This window comes from Dietzia sp. E1 (genome assembly GCF_014145015.1).
Classification (GTDB): domain Bacteria; phylum Actinomycetota; class Actinomycetes; order Mycobacteriales; family Mycobacteriaceae; genus Dietzia; species Dietzia cinnamea_A.
Map to the genome: position 1 here is coordinate 1 of NZ_JAALDU010000146.1, position 4,402 is coordinate 4,402.

Annotated in this window: 2 protein-coding genes and 1 pseudogene; 2 read left to right on the forward strand and 1 reads right to left on the reverse strand. The window is 67.2% G+C overall.

Annotated features, from left to right (window positions below):
* Positions 1 to 473 (reverse strand): annotated as a pseudogene (locus G6030_RS06150) (methyl-accepting chemotaxis protein); the annotation flags it as partial.
* Between the two features lie 241 nt (positions 474 to 714).
* Here G6030_RS06150 and G6030_RS06155 point away from each other — a divergent pair.
* Both G6030_RS06155 and G6030_RS06160 read left to right on the forward strand, forming a co-directional pair.
* Positions 715 to 2,553 (forward strand): acyl-CoA dehydrogenase, encoded by a 1,839-nt coding sequence (locus G6030_RS06155; RefSeq protein WP_182642517.1) that lies wholly within the window; start codon positions 715 to 717, stop codon positions 2,551 to 2,553.
* Between the two features lie 211 nt (positions 2,554 to 2,764).
* Positions 2,765 to 4,402: catalase (locus G6030_RS06160; protein ID WP_182642518.1), on the forward strand; the 1,638-nt coding region annotated here is incomplete at its 3' end.

The following is a 4,402-nucleotide window of genomic DNA, read 5'->3' on the forward strand; positions in this document are numbered from 1 at the left end:
GCCGAATCGATCGTGGCGTCCACCCGACGCACCACGCCTTCGGCCGAGTCAATCGTGGCGTCCACGCGACGCACCACGCCCTCCGCCGAATCGATCGTGGCATCCACCCGACGCACCACACCCTCCGCCGAGTCGATGGTTCCATCGACCCGACGGACGATCCCCTCCGCGTCGCTCACCGTGCCGGCCACCTGGTCGATCATCTGGTCGACCCTGGCGACGGTGGTGCGGACGTCGTCGACGGTGCTGGTCGCGGAGGCGACGATCCCGTCGATCGCCCGCACGGTCCGGTTCACCTCGTCGAGCAGGTCCTGGATCCGCTCGACCACCACCTCGACGTCGTCGAGCAGTGCGAGTACCCGAGCGGGCAGGAGGATCAACTCCCTGGCCACCCCGAGTTGCCACTCGACCACACGGAACGCCGCCCCCACCACGGAGACGGCGGAGGGCGCCCGCCGCTGGATCTCTGCCATGAGGTGATTCTGCCCCACAGTCTCCCTCGCCGTGGGCGCCCGGGCGAGCCGGCCCGGGAACCCGCGGAGGGACGCGGCCTGCGGAATCAGAGCCTTCCCTCACCTTGGACTGTTCGCTGACAACGCATTAGCATCGGCGTTGTTACCGACGAGTAGGTTCCAGTGGCCCCGTGGGCGAGCAGCACCGACTCTTCGGGCGCGACCAATTCCATGACACGCACTCCGATCGGAGAAGACCGTAATGGGTCACTACAAGAGCAACGTCCGGGATCTCGAGTTCAACATGTTCGAGGTCCTTGGCATGAACGAGGCACTCGACGCCGGCGAGTTCGGCGACATGGACACCGAGACCGCCAAGGGCATCCTCGACGAGGTCTCCGCCCTGGCCGAGGGCCCGGTCGCCGAGTCCTTCGCCTCCGCCGACCGCAACCCGCCGGTGTTCGACCCGGAGACTCACTCGGTCTCCATCCCCGAGGACTTCAAGAAGTCGTTCAAGGCGTGGTTCGACGCCGGTTACTGGTCGATGGGTCTGCCCGAGGAGATCGGCGGCATGCCGGCTCCCCGCGCGATGGTGTGGGCCGTCGGCGAGATGATGCTCGGCGCCAACGCGCCCGCGTTCATGTACTCGGCCGGCCCGTCCTTCGCCGCGGTGCTCTACGAGAACGGCACCGAGGAGCAGAAGAAGTGGGCCGCCACCTGCGTCGAGCGTGGCTGGGGCGCCACCATGGTGCTCACCGAGCCCGACGCCGGCTCGGACGTCGGCGCGGGCCGCACCAAGGCCATCAAGCAGGACGACGGCTCGTGGCACATCGAGGGCGTCAAGCGCTTCATCACCTCCGCTGACTCGGACGACATGTTCGAGAACATCTTCCACCTGGTCCTGGCGCGCCCCGAGGGCGCCGGGCCGGGCACCAAGGGCCTGTCCCTGTTCTTCGTGCCGAAGTTCCACTTCGACTTCGAGAACGACGAGCTGGGCGAGCGCAATGGCGTGTTCGTCACCGGCGTCGAGCACAAGATGGGCATCAAGGCGTCTACCACGTGTGAGGTCACCTTCGGCGGCCACGGCGTGCCCGCCAAGGGCTGGATGGTCGGCGGCGACGTGCTCAACCAGGGCATCCGCCAGATGTTCGACGTCATCGAGCACGCCCGCATGATGGTCGGCACCAAGGCCATCTCGACCCTGTCGACCGGCTACCTCAACGCCCTCGAGTTCGCCAAGGAGCGCGTCCAGGGCGGCGACATGACCGAGATGGCCGACAAGACCGCGCCGCGCGTGACGATCACCCACCACCCGGACGTGCGCCGTGCCCTCATCCGCCAGAAGGCGTTCGCCGAGGGCCTGCGCGCGGTGTACATGTACACCGCTGCCCACCAGGATCCGGAGACCGCCGTACGCGCCTCGGGCGCGGACGCCGAGCTGGCCCACCGGGTCAACGACCTGCTGCTCCCGATCGTCAAGGGTGTGGGATCCGAGCGTGCCTACGAGCTGCTGACCGAGTCGCTGCAGACGTTCGGCGGGTCCGGCTTCCTGCAGGACTACCCGATCGAGCAGTACATCCGCGACGCCAAGATCGACTCCCTCTACGAGGGCACGACGGCCATCCAGGCGCAGGACTTCTTCTTCCGCAAGATCGCCCGGGACCGCGGCACCGCCGTCGGCCACATCTCGGCGCAGATCAAGCACTTCTTGGAGAACGACGCCTGCGGCGGGAAGCTGGCCGCCGAGCGCGAGCTGCTGGCCACCGCGCTGGCCGACGTCGAGGCCATGATCGGCACCTGCTTCGAGCACCTCATGGGCTCCCAGGACGAGCCGAAGCGCCTGTACACGATCGGGCTGGCCTCGGTGCGCGTGCTCATGGCGTTCGGTGACCTCATGATGGGCTGGCGTCTGCTCGTCGGCGCCGAGGTCGCCCTGGGCAAGGTGGACGGCGCGTTTGACGACGACAAGGCCTTCTACAACGGCAAGATCGCCGCCGCCCGGTGGTTCGCGAAGAACGAACTGCCCCTCCTCACCGCCACCCGGGGAATCGTCTCGGGGCTCGGCAACGAGCTCATGGAGCTGGACGAGGCCGCCTTCTGACGCACCTCTGACGGGCGGACCCACCCCGACCGCTAGACGAATCCGCTACTCCGGCTCCGAATCCGCTCCCCCTCCACGGGTAGCGGATCCGGAGGCAGGGTAGCGGATTTCGTCTTTGCGCGAACGGTGGTATCGGGAGGCCCCGAGTCCTAGGGTCGGGGCCACGACCAGCCCCACCGGACGGGCGAAGCCTTCTACCCGAGGAGAATCGATGTCCGAAGAGCGCAGGCACGACGACCCCATTCTGACCACCCGCCAGGGACACCCGGTTCACGACAATCAGAACACCCGCACCGTCGGCGCCCGCGGCCCGGCGACGCTGGAGAACTACCAGTTCCTGGAGAAGATCAGCCACTTCGACCGCGAGCGGATCCCGGAGCGGGTCGTGCACGCGCGCGGCTTCGTCGCGTACGGCGAGTTCGAGGCGACCGGGAAGTGGGGCGACGAGCCCATCTCGAAGTACACCAGGGCCAAGCTGTTCCAGGAGGCGGGCAAGAAGACCGACGTCGCCATCCGCTTCTCCACGGTGATCGGCGGCCGGGACTCCTCCGAGGTGGCGCGGGATCCGCGCGGCTTCGCGGTGAAGTTCTACACGGAGGACGGCAACTGGGACCTCGTCGGCAACAACCTCGGCGTCTTCTTCATCCGCGACGCCATCAAGTTCCCGGACGTCATCCACTCCCTCAAGCCCGACCCCATCACGTTCCGCCAGGACCCCGCGCGGATCTACGACTTCATGTCGCAGTCGCCGGAGTCGATGCACATGCTGGTCAACCTCTTCAGCCCCCGCGGCATCCCGGCCGACTACCGGCACATGCAGGGCTTCGGCGTGAACACCTACCGCTGGGTCAACGCCGAGGGCGAGAGCCACCTGGTGAAGTACCACTGGCTGCCCCACCAGGGCGTCAAGAGCCTCACCGAGGAGGACGCGGCGAACATCCAGGCCAACGACACCGGTCACGCCTCCAAGGATCTGTACGAGGCCATCGAGAACGGCGACTACCCCAAGTGGGATCTGGTCGTGCAGATGATGTCGGATGACGACCATCCCGAGCTGGACTTCGACCCGCTGGACGACACCAAGACGTGGCCGGAGAACGACTTTGAGCCGAAGCTGGTCGGCACCATGACGCTCAACCGCAACATCACCGACCACCACAACGAGAACGAGCAGATCTCGTTCGGCACCGGCGTCCTGGTCGACGGCCTGGAGTTCTCCGACGACAAGATGCTGGTCGGTCGCACGTTCTCCTACAGCGACACCCAGCGCTACCGCGTCGGTGCCAACTACCTGCAGCTGCCCGTCAACAGCGCCAAGAACGCGAAGGTCGCCACGAACCAGCGTGGCGGCTCGATGTCGTACGGAGTGGATCTGCAGGGGCAGAACCCCCACGTCAACTACGAGCCGTCCACGATGAACGGCCTGCGCGAGTCCGAGCCGACCGGCGAGGAGGAGGTGGGTCCCGAACTGCGGGGTCGCCTCACGCGCAGCGAGTACCCCCGCACCAACGACTACGTGCAGGCGGGCCAGCGCTTCCGCCTCATGGAGGACTGGGAGCGCGACGACCTCGTGAAGAACTTCATCGACAACATCGGGCAGGCCACCCGCGAGGTGCAGGAGCGTATGGTCTGGCACCTGTTCATGTGCGAGGACGAGCTCGGCCAGCGCGTCGGCGACGGTCTCGGCATCTCGGCCGACGACGTCCGTCACCTCGAGCCGCTGCCCAAGCAGCGGCTCACCGACGAGGAGCGCGAGCGCATGGCCAATCTCGGCAAGAACGGCCCCCGCAACGTGGAGGGCCTGACGATGACGCACTGCGTGCCCAACGAGCGGGTCGTCGTCGAGCGC

What these genes read in the sequence shown, in the direction of transcription:
- G6030_RS06155 (WP_182642517.1), top strand. Translation starts at nt 715, where the DNA reads ATGGGTCACTACAAGAGCAACGTCCGGGATCTCGAGTTCAACATGTTC.